We start from the raw sequence: 19,832 nt of genomic DNA on the forward strand, positions 1-19,832 counted from the left end.
CGTCCTCCCGAGGAGTGGTTGGGCCAGCAGACGACTACGGCAGGTAGAGGTGACTGCGTGATGCGCCACGGTGTGGCTGTACTCGCCTGCTTAGTCGTCGTCGGCTCGCTTCCGCTTTCAGTCGCCGGCGCGAGCGTCAACGCGTCGATATCGAACGTCGAGGTGTCGCCGTCATCGCCAGCACCGGGCGAAACCATCACGTTCGACACGACTGTCCGAAATCTAGAGAGTAGCGACGCCCCGCTCGAAATCAACGACATCGCGATCCGGAAGTCGGGCGGAAGAGGAGTCACAGAATACGAGCGCGTCTCGAATCTGGGCTCGATCTCGCCGGGCAGCACGCTGGAAGTACCCCTGACTGCATCGTTTGATTCGTCCGGCAGCAAAGACCTCCGCGTCATCGTGTACGGCCGTGACCGCGGGACGGGCGAGAACGTCGAACTCAGATATCCGGTGAAACTGAACGTTCAGGACCGGCACCCGCAGGTAGATATCACGGCCAACGACTCCGTCGCCGGCGTTGAATCGACCGGCGAAGTCACTGTCGCAAACGGGCTCGACACCCAGATAACGAACGTCGAAGTCGTCGTCGAGGGCGAGGGCGTCGAGATGACACAGAGCCGGACGGTCCGGTCGAGCGTCGCACAGAACGGGTCGGTTACGGCCCCGTTCCGGTTCCGACCTGAATCCGCCGGCGAACATCCGCTGACTGCAACGATCAGCTACACCGTTGACGGAGATACCACTCGCAACACGACCCGGACGACAGTCATCGAGTCGGACCCGCTCCGGAACAGCGTGGAACTCGATACGTCTGCGGTCGGTAGCGGTACCGACCGCGCGCTACGGGTCGCCGTCTCCAACGGGGCCAACGCTCCGCTCTCGGATGTCATGATCAGTGCAACGTCCGAGAACGCGTCGTTCCAGCGCGTGTTGCTCGAGAACATCTCGGCCAGTACGACCCGGCAGGTGCGACTGAACGCCACGATGGACGAGCCCCGGGCGGACGTCACCGTCACGGCCAACTACGAACTCGGAACTGAAGCGGAGCAGACGACCACCGAAACGACGCTCCGATCAGTCCCGGGAACGATAGACCTCACTGGTCTGGACGTAATCCGACAAGGCGGTCGACTGCAGATTTCTGGGAGTGCGAGCAACGTCGGGTCGACGGATGCGGACAGCGTCCTCGTCAGTGTCGTCGATACCGAGACCGTCACTCCGGCGACGCCGAACCGCGACTACTTCGTCGGCACGGTCCCGGCCAGCGACTTCGTCTCCTTCGACGTGTACGCACGGACCGAGGGGAACGTCACGTCGGTGCCACTCGAAGTAACGTACCTCGTCGACGACACGCGGAAGCGACAGACGTTCGACGTCGATCTCGACCGGATGGGCGGTTCGGCACAGCAGCCGGAGCAGGACGGCGACAGCGAAGGCGGTGACCAGAACAGCATGCTGCCGGTGTTCGTCGCCGGTGGTCTGGCGCTACTGGTCGTCGTCGGTGTCCTCGTGCGTCGCTACCGCCGCGGTGACGACGATATCGAGGTATGACGGTCATCGACGCACAGGGACTGGTCAAGCGCTACCGTACCGGCGGCCAGACCCTCTACGCGCTGGCGGGTATCGACTTCGCCCTCGAAGCCGGCGAGTTCGTCTCGATTATGGGGCCCAGCGGCAGTGGCAAGACGACCCTGCTGAACATCCTCGGACTGCTTGATACGCCGACGGAAGGGACCGTCTTGCTGGAGGGGCAGGACGTGACCGGACTCGGCGACAGCAAGCGGACCGCGCTCCGCAAGCGAACGATCGGGTTCGTGTTCCAGCACTTCTATCTCCTGCCGACGCTGACTGCCGTCGAGAACGTCGAAGTACCCTTGCTGTTGGACAGCGACCCGAAAGTCACGAAACGGGCCAGAAGGCTCCTTGAGCGGCTTGGGCTCGGTGACCGACTCGACCACAAGCCCGACGAACTCTCCGGCGGCCAGAAACAACGCGTCGCCATCGCGCGCTCGCTCATCAACAGCCCAAAGGTCGTTCTCGCCGACGAACCGACGGGCAATCTCGACAGCGAAACCGGGCGACAGATACTCGACGAGTTCCGCCGCATCGCTGACGAGGACGACGTGGCAATCGTCGCAGTCACCCACGACGACCTGGTCAACGAATACGTCGACCGGACCGTCCATCTGGTCGACGGCACCATCGGGAGGGAACGGAAGAATGGCAGGTAGGTTCTTCCCGGCCGCGCTGATGGCGCGGCGCAACCTCACGCGGACGAAGATGCGGTCGTTGCTGGCGTCGCTGGGAATCGTCATCGGCGTCGTTGCCATCGCTTCGCTGGGGATGTTCGGCGTCGCGCTCCAGTACTCGTTCACCCAGAACCTCGGCAACGTCGGCAACCAGCTCACGGTGTACCCGAACTCCGGCGAAAACATCACTGAACTCACCGAACGCGATATCCGGACGATCCGCAGAGAGGCAAGTCCGACGGCGACTGTCTCGCCGGTAAAGACGCGCACGGAACCGGTGTCGTACAACCGCGAGGACGCTGTCAGGGAACAAATATACGGCGTCGAGGACCCGGCGGCGTTGTACGAGGCCAAGGAGGGACGGGTCTCGCCGTTCCGGTCCGGTGCGCTTGTCGGGTCAAACGTCGCGGAGGAGCACGACCTGCATCCCGGGAGCCAGATCACCGTCAACGGGACCAGTGTCCGTATCCGGGCTGTGCTCGAAGAAGGTGACCCGTTCTCCTCGACGAACCCCGACAACCGAATCATCATGCCGGCGACGTCGTTCAGCCAGCGTGGCTACTCGGAAGTGTACGTTATCGAGTCGACCGGGACACGGGCCAACGAGACGGCAATGGGGATCCGCGACGCGCTCAACGACCGTGAGGAGCGGGTCTTCGTGCAGGAACTGGGCTCGCTCGTCGACACCATCGAGGAGCAGTTCCAGATCATCAACACCGTCCTCGCCGGCATCGCGTCGATTTCGCTGCTCGTCGCCGGCATCTCGATTCTCAACGTCATGCTGATGTCCACCGTCGAACGTCGGGAGGAAATCGGCGTCCTCAGAGCGGTCGGCTACCAGAAGCGGGATGTCCTCAAGGTGATGTTGATGGAAGCGACGCTGCTCGGGTTCCTCGGCGGCATCGCTGGTGTCATTCTGAGTGTCGGTGCCGGGCTGGCGATAAACCACTACGCCGTCGGCGACGCGATGGCCGTCTTCAGGCTGCCAAACGCCTGGTACGTCGGCGCGGCGTTTACGTTCGGCGTGCTGACGGCCATCGTCAGCGGCCTGTATCCGGCCTGGAAAGCGGCGAGCGAAGAACCGGTCGACGCGCTACGCGGTTAGATCGTCGCGTCGACGCCCGGTTCCAGCAGCGGATCGGTCCGGTCGACCGACAGCGAGTCGAACTGCGCGAGCCAGTTTTCGTCGCCGCGCTCGAAGGCCTCCAGCGCGTCGCCGACGGTGTAGGTCCGTTCGTTGTCCGAACACGGGAACACGCCCTCCAGGTCGTCGCCGTCGTAGATCGCAAGCGAGACGACCGGGAACACGACGACGTCGTCGACGCGGTCCATCCCGACGTAGCTCCGATTCCGTCGTTCGAAGGCCGGTTCGAGCGAGTGGCCGTTCTGGCCTGCCCAGTCTGTGAACTCCTCGTAGGTCTGGATGGCTTCCGACCGCTTGTCCTCCGCCATCGTCCTGATCCGCTGCCACTCACCGGCGACCATCGACTCGCTGAACACGCCGTTGGCCTCCAGTCGCTTGACCCGATTGAGTACCTGCTGTTGGGCGTCGAACGTGCCGTAGGTATCTCCACGAAGATACAGTTCCGCCCGAAGATGTGTGTCCCCTGTCATAGCTTTCACATCGCTAGCTTCTCCAGAGACCCTCAAAACTCTTTCCCAGACGTACACGCTAGCATATAACATAATCTTGGAATAGAGAATCAGCGGTATTAGTGCCTCTATATTCATAATATGGGGTATTTACCTGAATACGGAAGCCCCTTATATTATTAGTACGTCAACAATTATTTTCCTCTTAGGTCGATGTTGATTTCGATATCTGTCGAACAAATTAGTGGCCAGTTCCTTTCAGTTGGGACGAGTAATTCACAAATTTATAAGGAATCGTATACTTGTCTATTCGGGGCTTTGGTGTTCAAGCATCCCCGTGATGACCTGTTCGAGGTCACGCTGGCCAGAGGCTCCACATGTCTTGCTCGATCCCGCACCGGGGATGGTCGCATACGTGTCTGCTACATTTGCCGGTTCCGTGACCGGTGCGCCCGAGAATATTCGATAGCTGCCGAAATCACAGCCCACCTTCGTCGAAAATACGGGTAGTCGGGTCCACGCTGCATTTGGACTCCTGTTGACCGTTCCAACCGCGCTGCTCGCGGGTCGCTACGTTCACGGCTCCGCCGTTCATTTTCGAGGCGCAGTGCGCCTCGCTCTCCCCGCTCGCTATTCGAGAGCCCTCACTACGTTCGGCCTCTCGCTGTTCGCGGCTCACCCCGTTCGCCGCTCACGTCTAGCAGTTTTCGCTTCCGCTGGTCCCTCAAACCGCGCTGCTCGCGGTTTCACCGCTCGCTATCCGAGATTCTCGCTCCGCTCGAATCTCGCTAGTCGTCAGCGTGCGCTTCCGCACCACTCGCAACGACCTCTAGCTCGCCGGCGTCCAGCTCTTCTTCGATTTCGCGAGCCGCCTGCACCATGTTCTCCATCTTGCCGCGGGCGACCTCGCGGGGCAGGAGCTTCACGCCGCAGTCCGGCGAGACGGTGAGTCGCTCCGGCGGGACGACCTCCAGCCCCTTCTTGATGTTCTCCTTGATCTCTTCGACGGACTCGACCTCCGCGGTGTGTGCGTCTAGGACGCCCATCGCGAAGTCCTTCGTGAACTCGTGCTCTTTGAACACGTCGAGCTGGTCGTAGTCGCCGTTGGCGAGTTCCAGGTCGTACTCGTGGACCGGGTAGTCCAGAATCTCGGGGTAGATGCGCGAGTAGTCACCGTAACAGACGTGCAGGCCGAGACGCACGTCGTCGGGGATCTCGTCGACGATGCGCTCCAGACACTCGCCGACGATGGCGTGGTCGTCCGGCGTCGTGGCCAGCGCGGGCTCGTCGATCTGGATGTAGCGAGCGCCGGCCTCGACCAGCGCCTCGATCTCCTCGTTGACGAGGTCAGCCAGTTCGTAGGCCAGCTGTTCCTCGCTGTCGTACACTTCGTTGAACGACCAGTTCGCAAGGGTGTACGGGCCCGTAATCGGGACTTTGACCGGCCGCTCGGCGACCTCGTCGGTGAACTCGAACTCCTCGACGAGCCACTGCTCGCCGTACTCGACCTCGTCGGCGACGCTGGGCTTGTCGAAGTAGTTGTGGCCCCACACCTTCACGCGGCCGTTGAACTCGTAGCCGTCGATACGGTGAGCGAAGTACTCCACCATCTCGTTGCGGCGCATCTCGCCGTCACAGATGACGTCGAGGCCCGCTCGCTCGTGCTCGTGGGTGATGAGTCGCGAGGCGTCGTCTTTCGATTCCTCCCACTCGTCCTCGCCGAAGTCGGCGTCCTCGTCCTCGAACAGCTCGCGGGCACGGTCGTGCCACTTGGGTTTGGGGTAGGAGCCGACGACGGTCGTCAGCAGGAAGTGGTCGTTCGGGTGATCCGCCGGTTTGAACTGGTCTCGTGGTCCTGTCATCGTTTTATGCCTCCGCCGCCTCCAGGTCCGCGGCGTTTGCGAGCGCTTCGAGTTTGTCTTCGAACTTGTTCACCGGGAGATAGAACGTTTCTGTGTTCGCCGTCGCGTAGACGGTGTCGTAGGCGGTGTTGGTCTGCTGTTCGAACCAGTCGATGCGGTCTCGAATCGTCTCCGGGGACTCGACCAGCGTGTTCTGGCCGTCGACGACGCCCAGCGCCACGTCGTCTTTCGTGCCGTACTCCTGGACGTTGTAGACTGTCTGGTCGTGGTTCGCCACGAGGTCGAAGCCGATGGCATCCACATCGGCGTCCATCAGGTGCGCGTAGGCCTTCTCCTCGATTGCACCCCAGTAGGTGTGAGCGACGACCTCGGCGTCGGCGGCCGAGGCGACGGCGTCGATGGCGTCGGCGGCACGCTCGTCCTCACCGTCTTCGGGCGCATTCTCGACTAGCGACGGTTCGAGCAGGAACAGCGTCTCCACGTCGGGGAAGGCGTTCACTTCCTCGACGAGGAACTCGGCGATGGCGTCGAGGAACTCGGCGTCGTCGCCGTAGTGCTCGTCGGTCGCCAGGTCCGCAAGCGAGTACGGGCCAGGGAGCACAGCCTGCAGGCCGTCGTCGACGTGGTCGGCTGCGGCACCGAGGTCTGCGGCGACGTCGCCGCCGTCAGCACCGAGGTCGCCCTGCACGACCGGCTCTCGGTAGAAGTTGTTGTTGTCGTAGTAGCGGACGATACCTTTGGTCTCCACGTTGTCGTGGACCGCGAGCGGGTGCGCGAGCATGTCGTCCCAGCGCAACTGGCCCTCGACGACGCGGTCGAGCCCGGCGTCCTGCTGGATGGAGATGACTTCCTCGCGCGCTTGGTCGTAGGCCGCGACGACCTCGCCGGACTCGTCGCCCGAGATGAGGTCGGTCTTCTGATGGCCTTTCAGATCTGCCAGTTCGTCCTTGGCCCAGTCCGGGAGCGGAAAGAGCCCAGGGGTCGTGGCGATTACCTGTGTCATTGCCGTGGAGTAGGAAATGACGGGCTTTAATATTTCCTATTCGATTAAATGCCCAGCAGTAATCAATCTCGATAGAACCGCAGGACGACGAGCGCTTCGTATGGGTGTTTCTCACTCGCAAGCTGCTCGCTCGCCAGCCCGTGTTCGCTCGCGTACGCTCGTACCGCGTCCGGGTCCGTGAGACTGCTGACGAGCATGAGCGCTTCGCCGCCCGGAGCCAGCACGCGCTCGACGGTTTCGAGAAACGGGTCGACAAGGCGACGGCCGTCGTCCCCGCCCGACAGCGCGTGTTCCATCCAGTCGTCCCACTCCTGTTCGGACGGCGTCGGCAAGTAAGGCGGATTGAACGCTACGAGGTCGAAGGCATTCGTCCGGAACGGTTCGACGAGGTCGCCGCGAACGACCGGGACGCCGTTTTCTGCCGCTTCTCGACAGGCCAGCGGGCTCACGTCGATGCCGACCGCCCGCGCTCCGGCGTCGGCGAGTGTCGCGGCGACGTAGCCGGATCCCGTCCCCACGTCGAGGACGGTGTCGCCCGCATCGACTCGCTCGCGGGCCGTTCGCGCCAGCAGGTCCGAGTCCTCTGCGGGCTGGTACACCGACTCTACGCCCCGCTGGTCAGCCAACGAGGGACGGTCACCGGTGCCGCTGTCTCCGTCGGCCGCATCCCGACCGTCGGACTCCTCACCCATCTCAGGCCTCCGGCTGGCCGACTTCGTAGGCGAGCGTCGCCAGCGTAGCGAAGTCGGCCGGCGTGAGCTTTCCGGCGCGGGCGCTCATGAGGTCCTCGTCGGCGGCCTCGACCACCGCGTCGGGGTCGCCCAGTCCGGAGATGTGGGCCGTGTTCCGGACGGCGTTGCGCATCGTCTTCCGGCGCTGGGTGAACACCGCCTTCAGGAAGTCCATGAAGAACTCGTCGCTGGGGACGGTGTAGTCGGGTTGCCTCGGCGTCGTCCGGACGAGCGCGCTGGTGACGCGGGGTTGCGGGTCGAACGCTTCTGGCGGCACTGTCTCAACAATCTCCACGTCGGCGTAGTGGCCTGCTGTGACCGAGAGCCGCCCGTAGTCGTCCGTCGCGGGGTCGGCGGCCATCCGCTCGGCGAACTCCCGCTGGAACATCAACAGGAGCGGGCGCTGCTCGGGCAGCAGTCGGAAGGCGATCTCCGAGGACGCGCCGTAGGGGAGATTCGAGATGCTGGCTGTGAAATCCGGCAGGTCGACTTCGAGCGCGTCGCCCTCGACAACGGCGAGGCGGTCCGCTGCTATCTCCTCGGTAAACTCCTCGCGGAGGTGGGCCGCGAAGTCCGGGTCGCGTTCGATTGCGGTCACCGTCTCAGCCGTTGCGAGCAAGCGGTCCGTCAGCGCACCCGGGCCAGCACCGATTTCAAGTACGTGCGAGAGGTCGACGTCCGCGTCCATCGCGTACTCCGGAATGCGGTCCAGTACCCGGTCGTCGACGAGAAAGTGCTGGTCCTGTCGGGTATCGGCCCGTTTGCCGGCCCGCCGGACGAGCGCGTCAGGATCCCGACTCCCAGTCTCGGTCGTAGTCATTAGCGAACCGTAGCGGGTCGCGGTAGAAAAGGGTCGCCTTATACTGGTGGCTGTCAGCTTCGCTGCTTGCAGCCGACAGTGTTACGAGGACTGCTCCTCGCGCCGGACGAACAGCCGGTACTTCAGGTCGTCGTCCTGTAGCTCTTCGAGTATCCGCTCGACAAGCGTCTCCTTGGGGCTGTGGAGGCCGCTGACGCGCTCTTCGAGGTCTTCGAAGCTCTCGAAGGGCTTTCGCTTCCGCTCGTCGAGAAGCGTGTTCCGGAGCTTCTTCCCGATGCCCGGCAGGAGGTTCAGCTGGTGGAGCCGCAGCGTGATCGGCTGGGCGTCGTTGTAGAAGTCGACGAACCGCTGTTCGTTCGCTTCGACGATCTCCTCGACAGCGTAGTCGAGTTCCGAACGGGCGCCGCTCGGGATATCTTCGAACTCGACTTCCGTCACGCGGCCGAACTCCGTCAGGTCAACGCGGTCACCGAACGCGATATCGACGTCCTTGTCGTCGAGCTGGAGCTCGTAAATGTAGAACTCCTCGACGTCGAGCGCATACGCGAGCGGCTCCTTCTGGTGCTGTGGCCGGTCGTCTCCGGGCCGCCCGTGTGGGAGGACATCGAGGACAGCCGCCATCATAGAGTCGCCGCCGCTCTCCGATTCAGTCATGCCAGGCAGTACGACCACAGCACACTTAATGCCGGTGGATGCCCCGAACCGCGGCACGGAGCGCCGTCGCTATCTTCGCTTCGGTCCAGCGGCAGCGAAAACTAGATCTCGACCGCGTAGCTGCTCGTCCGTGAAAGTAGGGATAGAGCGGCGAAGAGCCGAACTGACGATTGTCCTCGCTACGCGTACTGCTTGACGATGTTGAGAATCTCGTCGAGTTCGTCGCCATCGAGCGTGTATCGCTCCTTGGCGAACACGGCGCGGAGCTCGTCGCGGTCCAGCGGCCGCAGGTTCGCGATTTTGTAGGCCGTCGGCGTGTCGACCTTTTCGAGTTCTTCGAGGTCTTCGACCAGCTGCAGCGACTCCTCGGGGTCGAGGACGGCAAAGCGGTTGACGTGCTCGATAGCCCGCTTGAGCTCGTAGCGCATCTCGCGGTCCTCCTCGGCCGCGCGCTCCATCTCGAGGTCTTCGAGTATCTCCTTGGTCTCCGCGACCGTCAGGAACTCCTCACTGACCTTCTCTTTGAATATCGTCATTCTTGTCGGCGCAGGTGCGCAGCGGTGACGATGATGGTCTTCGCCTTGCCACCGTCGACGATGTCGACCTTGTACGCGTCACCCTGCTTCCCCTCGACGGTTCCGGTCTGGCCGTCGAACCGCGGGTGGAAGCGGCCGTTCGGCACTGACGGGTCGATCTTGAGGTGGACTTTCTCACCGTCGTCAAACTCTTCGACGGCGCGCTGTGGTGGCGAGGTGCCACGGTCGCGGGGCTTGTTCTTGAGCTTGTCTCGTGTTCCTTCGAGAGGTCCGTTTGAACTAGGCATTCTTGCTCCTCGCTAATCCGGTCGCCCTAATAAAACGTGCGTTCCGCGACCGTCACTGGTCACGCTCTTGCAGTTGCTACGGTACCGAGTGGAAAACTACAGCGGCGAGTCGATTACAGGCGACCGGTGCTCTCGACGGAGACCGACTCGACGTCATCGACGTTCGCAAAGGCCTCTTCGACGGCTTCCGTCCCACCGGTGTCGTCAGGGACGATGACTGTCGGCGTCAGCGCGACGAGGCCAAAGGCGACGTCCTCGCGCTCGAACCCGTTGATCTTCGTTCCTTCCGGAAGCACGCCCTCGAGACGCTCCTGCAGGTCGTCGAGGTCGACTTCGGGGCTCTCCGGCATGACCTTGATCTTGGCTGCTACTTTCCCCATTGTTATGGCCCCATGAAGCCGCAGTCCGGGCATTTGTAGAGGTTGCTCTGCTTCCGGCAGGTGGCACAGCGGTAGATCTGCTGGCCACAGTCCGGGCACTTGAACGCGGCGGCGTTCGTGCCGGCGATGTTGATGCCACACGAGACGCACTTGCGCGCCTGTTTCTGTTGGCTCTCGCTCATACCACTCCGTATCCGACCGCGGCTTTTAACGATTGCCAAACGCGACCGCCACCGCGAGTGACTGGCATGGCCCTAGTTCCCGGGCAGGATGTCCCCGAGCGCAGCGCCGATTGCCATCGGAACGAACGCCACGGCACAGATGCAGGCCGACTCGTAGACGACCGCGGGGTCGGTCGACCACTCGACCAGCCCCCAGCCAGTAAGCAGTGCGACGGAGACGACGAGTGCCGTCCCGGTGACGCCGACGAGTCGCCGCGGGATGAATCCGAAAATCGGGTTCGCCACCCGAACGTCCTGAAACTCGGCCACGTACAGAATGGAGATGACCAGCCCGACAGCGATAGCGACTGTCGCGGCGAGATACAGCGGGTGCTGGGCGATATGCCGGCCGGCGTCGATAGTTCCGCCCTCGACCGCCATGGGAATCCCGAACAGCAGCGAACCCAGCAGTGCCTCCGCGAGGTCTGACCGGCCAAAGCCCCAGACGACCCGGCCGAAGGTCGCGGGTTCGTGGTCCTGAGAGTCCGCGGCCGCGCGCATCGCGTCCCGGACCTGCCGTCGCTCGTCCTCGGAGTCGACGAGCTGTTCGAGCTCCTGAAGTTCGTCGAACAGGGCCGCGAATTCGTCGTCTTCTGGGTCCAGTTCGGCCGGTGGGTCCTCCTGCGAACTCATCTGATATCGGACTCGCTATCTCGTGTTGGCACGTCCGGGTCCGGTTCGGCACCGGCCGTCGGGGTACCGTCTTCCCAGACGTAGAATCCCTCGCCAGCGACAGCGCCACGTTGCCCGTCCTCGACTTTCTGTCGGAGCAACGCCGGCGGTTCGAACCGCTCGTCGAGCCGGTCGGCGAGGTCTTCGAGCGCGGTTAGCACTGTTTCCAGCCCGTGGCGGTCGGCCCGGACGAGTGGCCCGTCGCGGTCCGAATCGCCGCGCTCGAACGTCCGGTCGATGTCCCGAATCCCGGCGACGCCGTCCTCGACCATCCGAACGGCTTCGACGATGGTAGCGAGTTCGAGGCGTAGCGCGGCAAATCCCGGCGTGTCGCGGACGACGACCGGCGACGCGTCCAGGCTCTCGACGAAGTCGGTGACTCGGTCGCGGGTCGCCGCCGTCGTCTGCTCGGCGATGACGACCTCGACGATAGCGCCATCTGGTGGATCGACGAGGTTGAGTCCGACTGCTCGGTCCGGACTCAGCAGGCCAGTCGCGACTGCGGTCACCGACAGCGACGTGTCGCTGACGGCGATGAGCGTCGCATCCTCGACCATCGTCTCAGTTTCGGCGACGACTTCCCGGTGGCTGTCCGTTTCGCCATCGGTTGCGTCGATGATGATATCGCTGCCGCTGACGGCACTTTCGAGTCCGGTGGTTCCGTCGATACCGGCCGAGACATCCCCGTTGAGTGCGTGCCGAATCTCGTCGACGCGGTCCATCACAGCCGTCGCATCCGTCCCCCGAAGACGCACCTCGTGGCCCGCACGGACACATCGCTGTGCGATATCCCGCCCTCGTCGTCCGGTGCCGAGTACGGCCACAATCATGAGTAAACCACTGTACGCCCCGGGTTAAGCCTTTACGCCACAGTCTATCACGGTCCTGTCTCCGGTCCGTACCGCTTGCTGGTCGACCAGATGGGGCGCGGTGACGGCAGTACGTTTTTTTCAACACCGGTTGTATCCCCGGCCATGGATATCGGTGTACTGACGGTTCCCCTGGGCGGGCAGTCGCTCGACGAGGCGCTGGCGTACCTCGACGACCTGGGGATCGATGCGGTCGAACTGGGATGTGGCGGCTTCCCCGGTGACGACCACCTCGACCGCCAGGCGTATCTCGACAACGAGGAGAAGCAGGCCGAACTCGAGGCACTCCTGGACGAGCACGGCCTTCGGGTGAGCGCACTGGCGACCCACAACAATCCGCTCCATCCTGACGACGAGCAGGCCGCCGAGGCCGACCGGGAACTCAGGGAAGCGATTCGGCTGGCCGACCAGCTCGACGTGAACACCGTCACGGGGTTCTCTGGCCTGCCCGCCGGTGGCCCCGACGACGAGGTGCCGAACTGGATTACCGCGCCGTGGCCGACCGAACACGCCGACGCCCACGAGTACCAGTGGCGCGTCGCCGACGAGTACTGGTCGGACCTCGCGGCCCACGCCGGCGCACACGACGTGGACGTCGCCATCGAGATGCACCCGAACATGCTGGTGTACGAGCCCCGCAGCCTGCTGGAACTGCGCCGGCGGACGAACGACCGCATCGGCGCGAACTTCGACCCGTCGCACCTGTACTGGCAGGGCATCGACGTGACCGAGGCCATCCGCCTGCTCGGCGAACACGACGCCATCCATCACTTCCACGCCAAGGACACGAAAGTGTACGAGTCGAACGCCCGGGAGAAGGGCGTGCTGGACACCGCACCGTACACAGACGAAGCGGACCGGTCGTGGCTGTTCCGCTCTATCGGCTATGGGCACGACGAATCCCACTGGAAGGACGTGGTGTCGACGCTGCGGATGATCGGCTACGACGGCGCGCTCTCCATCGAACACGAGGACTCGCTGACCAGCGCACGCGAGGGACTGGAGAAGGCCGTCGACGTGCTCGACCGCGCCGTCTTCGAGACACAGCCCGGTGACGCTTACTGGGCTGAGTAAGCGATACGGGCGGTAGTGCGGTCTTTTTCCGGCACTTACCCTTATATACTGTCTGTGAGATACTACGACTGGATTACCGTATCCAGTGACACGCTATGGACATCGAACTCACACACAAGCCCTCGTACACGCACGTCCGCGTTGCCCTCGACAGCGGCGAATCGATACTCGCGGAACCCGGTGCGATGGTCAGCCACTCGCCGACCATCGAAATCGAGACGACGACCAGCCGGGACGGCCTCCTCAGCTCCGCGAAGTCGATGCTCGGCGGTGAGTCGCTCCTGGCGAACGAGTTCACTGCTAAGGGCGGCCCCGGGACCGTAACCCTCGCGCCGCCGACGCCCGGTGACGTCCACCACCACGAACTCACTGGCGAGACGTTGTACGCCGTCGACGGGGCGTTCCTCGCAGCCGACCCGGATATCGACATCGACTCCGAGTTCGGTGGTATCAAGTCGATGCTAGCCGGCGCGAGCATCACGCCGCTGGCGCTAAAGGGGACCGGAAACGTCCTCATCGAGGCCTTCGGCGGGCTGGAAACCGTCGAACTCGACGCCGGCGAGTCCTACACCATCGACAACGACCACGTCGTCGCCTGGGAGGAGTCGGTCAACTTCGACGCCCACCGCGTCGGCGGCCTGAAATCGACGCTACTCAGCGGCGAAGGGATCGTGATGGATTTCACCGGCCCCGGAACGGTCTGGTATCAGACGCGCGGCCTCGGCTCGTTCACCTCGGCTATCGCCGATGCACTGCCCGGAACAGGCGACAACGACGGCGACCGCTCCGCTCTGGACGACTTTATCTGAGCCCCGCCGAAGTTTGCCGGAAAACCCGTCTTCAGGAGAGTGCCTTCGTGATATCCGTCGACGACACCATGCCGACGTAGTCCTGATGCTCGTCGATGACGGGGAGGTGCTTGATGTCGTAGGTCGTCATCATCGCTGCGGCCTCGCCGAGTTCGAGCGAGGTCGTCACCCGCTCGACCGGCGACGTCATCACGTCGCCGACGGTCGCCGACGAGAGGTCCTTCCCGGCCGCGACGGCGTCGACGATGTCCGTGGTCGTGATGATGCCCGCCTGCGCCCCCGGGACGAAGATGCCGTTGATGTTCTGCGCTTGCATCTGCGTCGCAGCCGCTTTGACGGTTTCGTCGGCAGAAATAGTCTCTAACGGCGTCGACATGATGTCCTCGATGCGGACGGTCGTTTCAGTGGCCATGCGCTGTCAACGCACGCATCCGGTTTTGGCTTTTCCCTCGGTGCGGCCCGCCGCCCTGCCGTCACCATGAGTGTTATTTCGGCCCCGAGTGAACAGCCGCGCATGACACTGGACATTGGGATGCTCGGCTATCGATTCACGGCCACCTTTTTCCCGCTCGGGTGGCCTTCGGCCACCACTCGCGGCAAAAACGTGGTCTTGCTGAACGAAGTGAAGCAAGGCTCGAAAGACGAGCGACGCGAGTCTTTCGGTGGCGAAAAAGGCCGCTCGTTCGCTTCGCTCACTCGCGGTACAACTGAGGTGATGGCATGACCCTCGATATCGGCATGCTCGGCTATCGATTCATGGGAAAGGCCCACGCGAACGCGCTGGACCGCCTGCCCATGTTCTTCCCCGAAGCGCCGGCGGTCAACAAGGACGTACTCGTCGGCCGCGACGAGGACGCACTGGCCGACGCAGCCGACCAGTTCGGCTTTGACCGGACTGCAACGGACTGGCGGGATATCGTCGACGAGGTAGACGTGTTCTACAACCTCGGCCCGAACCACGTCCACGCAGAGCCGTCAATCGCGGCGCTGGAGGCCGGCACGCCGACCTTCTGTGAGAAACCGCTCGCGCCCACGCTCGATACGGCGGAGGAAATGGCTGAGGCCGCCGCGGACGCTGGCGTGCCCGCGGGCGCGGCGTTCAACTACCGCTTCGTCCCGGCCATCCAGTACGCGAAGGGGCTCATCGACGACGGCACACTCGGCGAGATTCATCACTTCCGCGGGCAGTACCTCCAGGACTGGCTGGTCGACCCCGACGCGCCGTGGTCCTGGCGCAACGACGCGGAGATGGCCGGAAGCGGGGCACTCGGCGACCTCGGCTCGCACACGGTCGACCTCGCCCGGTTCCTGCTAGGCGACGCCGCCGGCGAGATAACCGACGTGAGCGGCCACCTGCAGACGTTCACGGAAGAACGCCCCGTAGAGGGAAGCGACGAGACGCACCCGGTGACCGTCGACGACGCCTACAGCGCACAGGTTTCGTTCGACAGCGGCGCCATGGGAACGCTGGAGGCCTCCCGCGTCGCCAACGGACACAAGAACGCTCACACCATCGAAATCGAGGGGTCGAAAGGCGCAATCAAGTTCGACCTCGAACGGCTGAACGAACTGCAGGTGCTCACCGAGGGCGACCGCGGCTTCCAGCAGGTGCTTATCACCGACGAGGACGACCCCTACGTCGACCACTGGTGGCCACCCGGCCACGTCATCGGCTGGGAGCACACGTTCGTCCACGAGAACTACGAATTCCTCTCAGCCGTCGCCGACGGCGGCGAACAGGAGCCGTCCTTCGCCGACGGCCTCGCCGCACAGCGGGTCCTCGACGCAATCGAGCAAAGTGACGAGCGCGGCGAGCGGGTCAGCGTCTAGGGTCGAACCGAAACCCCCTTTCGGCGGCCACTGGTAGCTCCTGCCATGCTCTCTATCGCGCTGGCCGGTAAACCGAACGCCGGCAAGTCTACTTTCTACAAGGCGGCGACGATGGCCGACGTGGATGTCGGGAACTACCCGTTCACAACCATCGATGCCAACCGCGGGGTCAGCCATGTCCGGACCGAGTGCCCCTGTCTCGACCGGGAGGAGCGCTGCGGCGACGACAACTGCCGGGGCGGCAAGCGCTATGTCCCCGCGGAACTCATCGACGTAGCCGGCCTCGTCCCCGGGGCACACGAGGGCCGCGGCCTCGGGAACCAGTTCCTCGACGAGCTGTCGACCGCCGACGTGATTCTCAACGTCGTCGATGCCTCCGGCGGCACTGACGCTGAGGGCGAACCCGTTGAAGTCGGCGAACACGACCCCGTTGAGGACGTTCACTTCGTTGAGGAGGAGATGGACCTGTGGCTCGCCAGCATCGTCGAGCGCAACTGGGAATCAATCGAACGCCAGTCCCGCTCGCCGGATTTCAAGCTCGACGAGTCGCTGGTGGACATGTTGGCCGGCGTCGGGGCCTCCGAACTCGACGTGGCGCGGACGCTGCGGGATCTGGAGTACCCCGAGGACCCCATCGCCTGGACCGACGAGCATCGTGAGGCGCTGGCGACGGAGATCCGCCAGCGGACGAAGCCGCTCGTCGTCGTCGCGAACAAGGCCGACATCGCCCCGGAGGGGAACATCGAGGCCCTGCAGGAGGCCGCCGACGTGGTCGTGCCCGCGACGGCCGACGGCGAACTCGCGCTGCGCAACGCCGCGCAGGCCGGCGTCATCGACTACGACCCGGGCGACCCGGACTTCGACATCGTCGGCGACGTGAGCGACCAGCAACGCGAGGGGCTGAACCGCATCCGCGGCGTCATGGAGGAGTGGGGTGGCACCGGCGTCCAGGGCGCTCTAGACACCGCCGTCTACGACCTGCTCGATCACCTGACGGCCTACCCCGTCCAGAACGAAACGCACTGGACCGACGGCCAAGAGAACGTCCTCCCCGACGCGTTCCTGCTGCGCCAGGGCGCGACGCCCAAAGACCTCGCCTACGCCGTCCACTCCGACATCGGCGACGGGTACATCCACGCCGTCGACGCCCGCGAGAACCGGCGTATCAGCGACGAGACGGAACTCGAAGAGGGAGCGGTCATCAAAATCGTCAGCGACGCGAACTGAGCGAGTGCGGCCGGCGCTATAACCGCCTTCTCGGCCACCTACTTCGGCAGTAAGTCCTGCAGCGTCGCCCGAATATCCTCGCTCCCGGGGCTCTGTGGTACCTGCCCGAGCACGTCCCGCCCGAGTCGCTCCGTCGCCGCACCGACCGAAAGCCTGTCCAAGAGAGCCCCGTATTTCAGTGCGGGCCGCGGCGACACGTCGAACAGCAGGTCGCGCTTCCCGATGAGCGAGTGGGTGATCGACAGAATTTCGACGGCGTGGTCGACGTACTGGTCTCTAGCGTCATCATCGCCGTATTCGGCGAGCGCGGCCAGCAGGAACCTCTCCAGTTCGGCCTCGCGGTCGTGAAGCGCCGGCGGGTCCGAGAGGACGGTCGTCCCGTCGGGCCGTTCCGGAAGCATACTCCGGCGGGGCGCATACGAGAGGACCGCGCCGGTGGTGGGCGTGGTTGCAGCTGGGAGTGGTGCAGCCAGTCGCTTCGAGGGGGTCGTATCGGTGAAGACGACGTGGAGGTTCGCCGGTTCGCCGCGCACCGGCTCGTCCCAGCCGTCTGGGCTGTGTTCGTAGCCGCGCCGGAGTGCCTCCCGAAGCGTGCGTACAATCCGCCCGCCTTCGCCTTGGAGTTCCAGATGGAGCACAACGGGCCCGTCACCGCTCTCGTCGATAACGGACCACAGCGCCGGGAGCGCGTCCGCAGCGCCAGCCGAGAGTTCGTAGCAGGCGGCGTCTCGCTCTGCGGCCAGCAGCCGGGCGAGCGTGCTGCCGCGCCAGCCGGTCAGGTCGGCGACGTAGAACCACGGAAGGGTGTGTATCGGGCCGACTGCGGCGTCGCCGGCCGCCGTGTCGATAGTTGGTGGGACGGTCTCCAGATAGCTATCAATAGTCGCCAATTCGGGCGCGAAATACTCGGTCGTCGCCGGAGGGAGGTCGGTCGTCCGGCGACGGTGGTCGTCGACTGAAGCCATAGGCGGTGTACGCCCGAGTGCCGGAAAACGCTGACGAGAAGGGAAACCCGTTTTTTGCCCCGTCCCGAATCAGGGGTATGAACGTACGGACGATAGCCGACCTGGGTCCCGACGAGCGGGCCGCCTTCTTCGACCGCGACGCCGGCGTCGACGCCGTCAGAGACGACGTGCGCGATATCGTCTCGCAGGTCCACGAGGAGGGCGACGTGGCGCTCCGGCGCTTCGCCGAGGAGTTCGACGACGTGTCGGTGGGCAACATCGACATCACGGACGCCGCCGAGCGAGCCTACGAGGAAATCGACGACGACGTGCGCGAGGCCATCGAGGACGCCGCGGCGAACATCCGCGCGTTCCACGAGCGGCAGGTCCCCGAAGACTGGCGCGACGACTTCGAGGGGCGGGAACTCGGCCGCCGCTATCGCCCGCTCGACAGCGCCGGCGTGTACGCGCCCGGTGGGACCGCGGCCTACCCCTCCAGCGCGCTGATGGGCGTCATCCCGGCGAAGGTCGCCGGCGTCGAGCACGTCGCTGTCGCCACGCCGCCGGCCGAGGAGGTCAACCCCGTTACGCTGGCCGCCATCCACGTCGCGGGTGCCGACGCCGTCTATCAGGTCGGCGGCGCACAGGCCATCGCGGCGCTGGCCTACGGGACCGAGACCGTCAGCGCGACCGACATCGTCGTCGGCCCCGGCAACCGCTGGGTCACGGCGGCGAAGGCCGAGGTCCGCGGCGACGTTGCCATCGACTTCCTCGCCGGCCCCTCCGAAATCATGGTCGTCGCCGACGGTGACGCGGACCCGGAACTGGTCGCGGCAGACCTCGTCGCCCAGGCGGAACACGACGAGAACGCCTCGGTCGTCGCCGTCACCGACGACGAAGTGCTTGCTGATCAGGTCGTCGACGCCGTTGACGAACAGGCTGACGGCCGGGAGCGCGAGGCAGTTATCCGCGCCGCACTGGACAACGACGGGTCCGGCGTTCTCCTCGCTCGCTCGATGAGCGAGGCCGTCCTTTTCGCCGAGGAGTACGCCGCCGAGCACCTCTCGATTCAGGCCGACGACGACGAATCACTCCTCGAACGGATTCCCTCCGCCGGGTCCGTGTTCCTCGGCCCGTACAGCCCCGTTGCGGCGGGCGACTACGCTACCGGCACGAACCACGTCCTGCCGACTGGCGGCAACGCGCGGGTCACCGGCGGCCTCTCCGTGGACACGTTCGTCCGGTCGACGACGGTCCAGCGGCTCTCCGAGGATTCACTGGACGACATCGCGGATACGATTACGACCCTCGCCGAAGCCGAAGGGCTGGAAGCCCACGCCGAGAGCGTCCGCAAACGGTTCGAGGAGTAACGCGGTTCCGGGGCTTTCCTAGAGAGTAACAGGGTGTATCTCTCCGAACCGTTCCACCGGCGTCACTGTTAACACGTTCGGGCGTGGATACTTGTGTATGAGCAGCACAGCAGACGACGGCGATCCGAACCTCGGGGGCGAGGACGTAGCCGTCACCGAGCAGGCAGCGGGAGAGGCACTGGACCTCCTCGAAAGCGAGGGGATGGACGTCGACGAATCCGGACTTCGCCTGTACGTCCAGCAGGGCGGCTGTGCCGGCCTCTCCTACGGGATGCGGTTCGAGCATGCACCTGAAGAAGACGACGAAGTGTTCGAGCGCAACGGGCTCCGCGTGTTCGTCGACGACGCCAGCATCGACTACATCGAGGGGTCGGTACTCGACTACGAGGGCGGCCTGCAGGGGGCCGGGTTCCACGTCAAGAACCCGAACGTGGTCAGCGAATGCGGCTGTGGCGAGTCCTTCCGGACGTAGCTACTCTTCGAGTTCGAACGCCACGACGACCTCGGCCTGGTACTCGCGGCCCTCGACGCCGGCGATCTCGACGCCGAGTTCCTCTACCTCGACCCACTTGAGATTGTCAAGTGTCGCCTCCGCGCGTTCGATGGCGTCGTCGGCGGCTTTGTCGAAGCTTTCCGAACTGGTCCCGATCAGCGTGATTTTCTTGAAAACCATTTTCGTGAGACCTGTTCACACGGAC

Annotated in this window: 25 protein-coding genes; 10 read left to right on the plus strand and 15 right to left on the minus strand. The window is 64.4% G+C overall.

What is annotated here, in order from left to right:
- Positions 1-60: 60 nt before the first annotated feature.
- Genes VI340_RS04010 through VI340_RS04020 form a run of 3 tightly spaced genes read left to right on the plus strand, consistent with a single transcriptional unit; the run spans position 61 to position 3,357 of the window.
- Positions 61-1,554: a hypothetical protein gene (locus tag VI340_RS04010; protein ID WP_008310104.1), complete on the plus strand. Its 1,494-nt coding sequence runs from the start codon at positions 61-63 to the stop codon at positions 1,552-1,554.
- Positions 1,551-2,234 carry an ABC transporter ATP-binding protein gene (locus VI340_RS04015; protein ID WP_008310103.1) on the plus strand — a complete coding sequence of 228 codons (684 nt, stop codon included), beginning with the start codon at positions 1,551-1,553 and terminating at the stop codon, positions 2,232-2,234. The genes VI340_RS04010 and VI340_RS04015 overlap by 4 nt, the downstream gene beginning before the upstream one ends.
- The gene (locus VI340_RS04020) at positions 2,224-3,357 is read left to right on the plus strand and encodes an ABC transporter permease (protein WP_008310101.1); all 1,134 of its coding nucleotides are present in this window, start codon (positions 2,224-2,226) and stop codon (positions 3,355-3,357) included. The genes VI340_RS04015 and VI340_RS04020 overlap by 11 nt, the downstream gene beginning before the upstream one ends.
- Here the strand turns inward: VI340_RS04020 and VI340_RS04025 are convergent.
- The 12 genes from VI340_RS04025 to VI340_RS04080 form a co-directional block, all read right to left on the minus strand.
- The gene (locus VI340_RS04025) at positions 3,354-3,866 is read right to left on the minus strand and encodes an HTH domain-containing protein (RefSeq protein WP_008310099.1); all 513 of its coding nucleotides are present in this window, start codon (positions 3,864-3,866) and stop codon (positions 3,354-3,356) included. The two genes, VI340_RS04020 and VI340_RS04025, sit on opposite strands and share 4 nt — an antisense overlap.
- Positions 3,867-4,633: 767 nt before the next feature.
- A complete protein-coding gene (locus tag VI340_RS04030) occupies positions 4,634-5,707 on the minus strand; it encodes a methionine synthase (protein WP_008310097.1) in 1,074 nt (357 codons plus the stop codon).
- 4 nt (positions 5,708-5,711) lie between these two features.
- Positions 5,712-6,710, minus strand: coding sequence for a 5-methyltetrahydropteroyltriglutamate--homocysteine methyltransferase (locus tag VI340_RS04035; protein ID WP_336329712.1), 999 nt, complete (start codon positions 6,708-6,710; stop codon positions 5,712-5,714).
- Positions 6,711-6,772: 62 nt separating this feature from the next.
- A complete protein-coding gene (locus VI340_RS04040) occupies positions 6,773-7,402 on the minus strand; it encodes a HemK2/MTQ2 family protein methyltransferase (protein ID WP_336329711.1) in 630 nt (209 codons plus the stop codon).
- A 1-nt stretch (position 7,403) separates the two neighbouring features.
- On the minus strand, positions 7,404-8,261 hold the full coding sequence (locus VI340_RS04045; RefSeq protein ID WP_008310091.1) for a 16S ribosomal RNA methyltransferase A: 858 nt from the start codon (positions 8,259-8,261) through the stop codon (positions 7,404-7,406).
- 81 nt (positions 8,262-8,342) lie between these two features.
- Positions 8,343-8,915, minus strand: a complete 573-nt coding sequence (locus tag VI340_RS04050) for a DUF655 domain-containing protein (protein WP_008310088.1) — start codon at positions 8,913-8,915, stop codon at positions 8,343-8,345.
- A gap of 179 nt (positions 8,916-9,094) precedes the next feature.
- Entirely contained in the window at positions 9,095-9,451 is a 357-nt protein-coding gene (locus tag VI340_RS04055; protein ID WP_008310086.1) for an RNA polymerase Rpb4 family protein, read from the minus strand.
- The gene (locus VI340_RS04060) at positions 9,448-9,738 is read right to left on the minus strand and encodes a 50S ribosomal protein L21e (protein WP_004593356.1); all 291 of its coding nucleotides are present in this window, start codon (positions 9,736-9,738) and stop codon (positions 9,448-9,450) included. Before VI340_RS04060 ends, VI340_RS04055 begins: the two co-directional genes overlap by 4 nt.
- Before the next feature lie 113 nt (positions 9,739-9,851).
- Positions 9,852-10,118, minus strand: a complete 267-nt coding sequence (locus tag VI340_RS04065) for an elongation factor 1-beta (protein ID WP_004593354.1) — start codon at positions 10,116-10,118, stop codon at positions 9,852-9,854.
- Between the two features lie 2 nt (positions 10,119-10,120).
- On the minus strand, positions 10,121-10,300 hold the full coding sequence (locus tag VI340_RS04070) for an HVO_2753 family zinc finger protein (protein WP_004516620.1): 180 nt from the start codon (positions 10,298-10,300) through the stop codon (positions 10,121-10,123).
- 72 nt (positions 10,301-10,372) lie between these two features.
- A complete protein-coding gene (locus VI340_RS04075; RefSeq protein ID WP_008310081.1) occupies positions 10,373-10,972 on the minus strand; it encodes a hypothetical protein in 600 nt (199 codons plus the stop codon).
- Entirely contained in the window at positions 10,969-11,841 is an 873-nt protein-coding gene (locus VI340_RS04080) for a 3-hydroxyacyl-CoA dehydrogenase family protein (RefSeq protein ID WP_336357838.1), read from the minus strand. The genes VI340_RS04075 and VI340_RS04080 overlap by 4 nt, the downstream gene beginning before the upstream one ends.
- A 144-nt stretch (positions 11,842-11,985) precedes the next feature.
- Between VI340_RS04080 and VI340_RS04085 the strand changes: the two genes are divergently transcribed.
- Both VI340_RS04085 and VI340_RS04090 read left to right on the plus strand, forming a co-directional pair.
- Positions 11,986-12,954, plus strand: coding sequence for a sugar phosphate isomerase/epimerase family protein (locus VI340_RS04085; RefSeq protein WP_008310077.1), 969 nt, complete (start codon positions 11,986-11,988; stop codon positions 12,952-12,954).
- 95 nt (positions 12,955-13,049) lie between these two features.
- A complete protein-coding gene (locus tag VI340_RS04090) occupies positions 13,050-13,763 on the plus strand; it encodes a TIGR00266 family protein (RefSeq protein ID WP_008310076.1) in 714 nt (237 codons plus the stop codon).
- 31 nt (positions 13,764-13,794) lie between these two features.
- On the opposite strand, the gene VI340_RS04095 is transcribed toward VI340_RS04090, so the two are convergent.
- Complete coding sequence (locus tag VI340_RS04095) at positions 13,795-14,175, minus strand: CBS domain-containing protein (protein ID WP_008310074.1); 381 nt, start codon at positions 14,173-14,175, stop codon at positions 13,795-13,797.
- A 102-nt stretch (positions 14,176-14,277) separates the two neighbouring features.
- Between VI340_RS04095 and VI340_RS04100 the strand changes: the two genes are divergently transcribed.
- The 3 genes from VI340_RS04100 to VI340_RS04110 are packed head-to-tail and all read left to right on the plus strand — an operon-like array spanning position 14,278 to position 16,820.
- Positions 14,278-14,487, plus strand: coding sequence for a hypothetical protein (locus VI340_RS04100; protein WP_008310072.1), 210 nt, complete (start codon positions 14,278-14,280; stop codon positions 14,485-14,487).
- Positions 14,484-15,593 (plus strand): Gfo/Idh/MocA family protein, encoded by a 1,110-nt coding sequence (locus VI340_RS04105; RefSeq protein WP_336357839.1) that lies wholly within the window; start codon positions 14,484-14,486, stop codon positions 15,591-15,593. The genes VI340_RS04100 and VI340_RS04105 overlap by 4 nt, the downstream gene beginning before the upstream one ends.
- 45 nt (positions 15,594-15,638) lie before the next feature.
- Positions 15,639-16,820, plus strand: coding sequence for a redox-regulated ATPase YchF (locus VI340_RS04110; protein ID WP_336357840.1), 1,182 nt, complete (start codon positions 15,639-15,641; stop codon positions 16,818-16,820).
- Positions 16,821-16,858: 38 nt separating this feature from the next.
- On the opposite strand, the gene VI340_RS04115 is transcribed toward VI340_RS04110, so the two are convergent.
- Positions 16,859-17,785, minus strand: coding sequence for a hypothetical protein (locus VI340_RS04115; protein WP_336357841.1), 927 nt, complete (start codon positions 17,783-17,785; stop codon positions 16,859-16,861).
- A 77-nt stretch (positions 17,786-17,862) separates the two neighbouring features.
- On the opposite strand from VI340_RS04115, the gene hisD reads away from it, so the two are divergent.
- Positions 17,863-19,134 (plus strand): histidinol dehydrogenase, encoded by a 1,272-nt coding sequence (hisD, locus tag VI340_RS04120; RefSeq protein ID WP_336357842.1) that lies wholly within the window; start codon positions 17,863-17,865, stop codon positions 19,132-19,134.
- A gap of 97 nt (positions 19,135-19,231) precedes the next feature.
- On the plus strand, positions 19,232-19,606 hold the full coding sequence (locus VI340_RS04125) for a HesB/IscA family protein (RefSeq protein WP_008310062.1): 375 nt from the start codon (positions 19,232-19,234) through the stop codon (positions 19,604-19,606).
- Here the strand turns inward: VI340_RS04125 and VI340_RS04130 are convergent, their stop codons facing one another.
- The gene (locus VI340_RS04130; RefSeq protein WP_004593332.1) at positions 19,607-19,807 is read right to left on the minus strand and encodes a dodecin; all 201 of its coding nucleotides are present in this window, start codon (positions 19,805-19,807) and stop codon (positions 19,607-19,609) included.
- Positions 19,808-19,832: the final 25 nt, after the last annotated feature.

The sequence above is a fragment of the Haloarcula sp. CGMCC 1.6347 genome (assembly GCF_037078395.1).
Lineage (GTDB): Archaea > Halobacteriota > Halobacteria > Halobacteriales > Haloarculaceae > Haloarcula > Haloarcula amylolytica.

Coding starts and splice junctions, on each gene's coding strand:
- VI340_RS04010 (WP_008310104.1), top strand. CDS start 61: ATGCGCCACGGTGTGGCTGTACTCGCCTGCTTAGTCGTCGTCGGCTCG.
- VI340_RS04015 (WP_008310103.1), top strand. CDS start 1,551: ATGACGGTCATCGACGCACAGGGACTGGTCAAGCGCTACCGTACCGGC.
- VI340_RS04020 (WP_008310101.1), top strand. CDS start 2,224: ATGGCAGGTAGGTTCTTCCCGGCCGCGCTGATGGCGCGGCGCAACCTC.
- VI340_RS04025 (WP_008310099.1), bottom strand. CDS start 3,866: ATGACAGGGGACACACATCTTCGGGCGGAACTGTATCTTCGTGGAGAT.
- VI340_RS04030 (WP_008310097.1), bottom strand. CDS start 5,707: ATGACAGGACCACGAGACCAGTTCAAACCGGCGGATCACCCGAACGAC.
- VI340_RS04035 (WP_336329712.1), bottom strand. CDS start 6,710: ATGACACAGGTAATCGCCACGACCCCTGGGCTCTTTCCGCTCCCGGAC.
- VI340_RS04040 (WP_336329711.1), bottom strand. CDS start 7,402: ATGGGTGAGGAGTCCGACGGTCGGGATGCGGCCGACGGAGACAGCGGC.
- VI340_RS04045 (WP_008310091.1), bottom strand. CDS start 8,261: ATGACTACGACCGAGACTGGGAGTCGGGATCCTGACGCGCTCGTCCGG.
- VI340_RS04050 (WP_008310088.1), bottom strand. CDS start 8,915: ATGACTGAATCGGAGAGCGGCGGCGACTCTATGATGGCGGCTGTCCTC.
- VI340_RS04055 (WP_008310086.1), bottom strand. CDS start 9,451: ATGACGATATTCAAAGAGAAGGTCAGTGAGGAGTTCCTGACGGTCGCG.
- VI340_RS04060 (WP_004593356.1), bottom strand. CDS start 9,738: ATGCCTAGTTCAAACGGACCTCTCGAAGGAACACGAGACAAGCTCAAG.
- VI340_RS04065 (WP_004593354.1), bottom strand. CDS start 10,118: ATGGGGAAAGTAGCAGCCAAGATCAAGGTCATGCCGGAGAGCCCCGAA.
- VI340_RS04070 (WP_004516620.1), bottom strand. CDS start 10,300: ATGAGCGAGAGCCAACAGAAACAGGCGCGCAAGTGCGTCTCGTGTGGC.
- VI340_RS04075 (WP_008310081.1), bottom strand. CDS start 10,972: ATGAGTTCGCAGGAGGACCCACCGGCCGAACTGGACCCAGAAGACGAC.
- VI340_RS04080 (WP_336357838.1), bottom strand. CDS start 11,841: ATGATTGTGGCCGTACTCGGCACCGGACGACGAGGGCGGGATATCGCA.
- VI340_RS04085 (WP_008310077.1), top strand. CDS start 11,986: ATGGATATCGGTGTACTGACGGTTCCCCTGGGCGGGCAGTCGCTCGAC.
- VI340_RS04090 (WP_008310076.1), top strand. CDS start 13,050: ATGGACATCGAACTCACACACAAGCCCTCGTACACGCACGTCCGCGTT.
- VI340_RS04095 (WP_008310074.1), bottom strand. CDS start 14,175: ATGGCCACTGAAACGACCGTCCGCATCGAGGACATCATGTCGACGCCG.
- VI340_RS04100 (WP_008310072.1), top strand. CDS start 14,278: ATGACACTGGACATTGGGATGCTCGGCTATCGATTCACGGCCACCTTT.
- VI340_RS04105 (WP_336357839.1), top strand. CDS start 14,484: ATGACCCTCGATATCGGCATGCTCGGCTATCGATTCATGGGAAAGGCC.
- VI340_RS04110 (WP_336357840.1), top strand. CDS start 15,639: ATGCTCTCTATCGCGCTGGCCGGTAAACCGAACGCCGGCAAGTCTACT.
- VI340_RS04115 (WP_336357841.1), bottom strand. CDS start 17,785: ATGGCTTCAGTCGACGACCACCGTCGCCGGACGACCGACCTCCCTCCG.
- hisD (WP_336357842.1), top strand. CDS start 17,863: ATGAACGTACGGACGATAGCCGACCTGGGTCCCGACGAGCGGGCCGCC.
- VI340_RS04125 (WP_008310062.1), top strand. CDS start 19,232: ATGAGCAGCACAGCAGACGACGGCGATCCGAACCTCGGGGGCGAGGAC.
- VI340_RS04130 (WP_004593332.1), bottom strand. CDS start 19,807: ATGGTTTTCAAGAAAATCACGCTGATCGGGACCAGTTCGGAAAGCTTC.